The following is a 1,910-nucleotide window of genomic DNA, read 5'->3' as shown; positions in this document are numbered from 1 at the left end:
GCGGAAAATATGTCGATGCACCCCGCGTGCCAGGCAGTAGCTCCAAAGTTGGGGGTTTCATGGCACACGGCTCGTCAGTGGACCCAGCAGGCCCGTCGTGCGGGAAACATCCCAGAACCTCTGCCTGCAGACTTGGCCGCGGAAAACGCGAGGCTACGCCGTGAAAATCAAGAGCTACGCGACACCAATGAGCTACTGAAGGCTGCCTCGGCTTTTTCGCGTCGGAACTCGACCCAAAACGTCGGAAATGATCCGGTTCATCGATGAGTATCGGGATTGTTTCTCCATCGAGTTCATTTGCGAGACGTTAAACACCCACCGTGTTGGCGGTTTCATCACGTCCCGTGGATACCGCCAATCAAAAGCCCGTGGTATGAGTGCCCGCAGTCTTCGTGACGCTGCTCTAGTCGCGCACATCGCCGAGGTCCATGAAGAGAATTTCAGCGTCTACGGCATCCGTAAGATGTGGCATACTCTGCGCCGTGAAGGAATCGACATTGGCCGTGAGCAGACCGCTCGCCTGATGCGTCTTGCTGGAGTCAGAGGCAAAGGCAAAGGTAAGTCTCCTATTACAACCCGCAAGCCGAAGGGACCAGATCTGCGTCCTGATTTAGTTAATCGCAAGTTCAAGGCTCCGGCACCGGCCCGATTGTGGGTGGCCGATATTACTTATGTGCGAACCAGAAAAGGATTCGTGTACACCGCTTTTGTTACCGACGTGTTCTCCCGAAGGATCGTCGGGTGGGCACTATCTGATTCAATGCGTACCGAGGCGCTGCCGCTGCAGGCGCTTAATCAGGCGATTGTCAGCGCGAAGGAAACAACGGGGCTGATTCATCATTCAGATCATGGCTCACAGTACGTCAGCATTGTCTACAACGAACGGCTGGCTGAGTATGGAATTGCTGCCTCTACCGGGACAGTAGGAGATTCCTATGACAATGCTTTGGCCGAAAACGTCAACGGTTCCTACAAAAATGAGCTGATTCATCGGCGGTCGTGGGCCAGCGTGGTTGACGTGGAGATCGCGACGTTTGAATGGGTTAATTGGTGGAACGAGGTACGGCTTCACCAAAGCCTCGGCTATCGCACGCCAGCTGAGGTTGAGTCAGAGTTTTGGGAAACCAACCCGGCCCAAGAAATAATGGAAATCAAGGCAAATGCCTAGGAACAAAACCCGGGACACTTCACTATTAGGTTCATAGATCCGTACTCATCAGTCCCGGAAAGATCGTCTTAGTAGCTAACTAGCTGAGTGAAGAGTGTTCGTGGGCGTGATAGTAAAACACTGCTGCTTTGTAAGAAAAAGGGGCAAGGTCACTAGAATTTCTAGTGTCCTTGCCCCTCTCGGTACGAGCTTTATTTTGTTGTTGTTTGTTGTTTGGTGTCGGCGGTGACTTACTCTCCCACAACCTCCCGGTTGCAGTACCATCAGCGTGTACAGGCTTAGCTTCCGGGTTCGGAATGGGACCGGGCGTTTCCCTGTAGCTATTAACCACCGACAAACCTATCAGAACACTACCCACCACAATTGTGTGGGTGTTGTGTCAGATACTGCATAGTGGACGCGACACACGGAATGTGTACATTTTGTTTACTCGCTAAACAAGAACACTCTTCAACTTCCCTTAAACCACATGGTGTTCGGGGGTTGTTGTGGTGTGTTTGTTTTGGTCAATTAGTACCAGTAGCCTTCACACCTTACAGTGCTTCCAAGTCTGGCCTATCTACCCCATAGTCTTTAGGGGACCTCAAAAGAAACCTCATCTTAAAACAGGCTTCCCGCTTAGATGCTTTCAGCGGTTATCCCTTCCGTACGTAGCCAACCAGCGATACCCCTGGCGGGATAACTGGCACACTAGAGGTACGTCCGTCCCGGTCCTCTCGTACTAGGGACAGCCTTCTTCAAG

General features: G+C 52.1%; 2 protein-coding genes and 2 rRNA genes. 2 read left to right on the top strand and 2 right to left on the bottom strand.

The annotated features are described in order from the left end of the window. A partial coding sequence (locus tag ABRP88_RS11305) for a transposase (protein ID WP_502879897.1) occupies window positions 1–267 on the top strand: 267 nt, incomplete at its 5' end. After that, window positions 248–1,168: an IS3 family transposase gene (locus tag ABRP88_RS11300; RefSeq protein ID WP_349837251.1), complete on the top strand. Its 921-nt coding sequence runs from the start codon at window positions 248–250 to the stop codon at window positions 1,166–1,168. The genes ABRP88_RS11305 and ABRP88_RS11300, both read left to right, overlap by 20 nt. Window positions 1,169–1,385: 217 nt before the next feature. Here the strand turns inward: ABRP88_RS11300 and rrf are convergent. Together rrf and ABRP88_RS11290 are read right to left on the bottom strand one after the other, a co-directional pair. Next, window positions 1,386–1,503 (bottom strand): 5S ribosomal RNA (gene rrf, locus ABRP88_RS11295). Between the two features lie 154 nt (window positions 1,504–1,657). Beyond that, a 23S ribosomal RNA gene (locus ABRP88_RS11290) occupies window positions 1,658–1,910 on the bottom strand; the annotation flags it as partial.

The sequence above is a fragment of the Corynebacterium sp. KPL2734 genome (genome assembly GCF_040225595.1).
In the GTDB taxonomy this organism is placed as follows: domain Bacteria; phylum Actinomycetota; class Actinomycetes; order Mycobacteriales; family Mycobacteriaceae; genus Corynebacterium; species Corynebacterium rhinophilum.
Note: the sequence above shows the minus strand (reverse complement) of the source record. Positions and strands in the feature narration are given on the sequence as shown.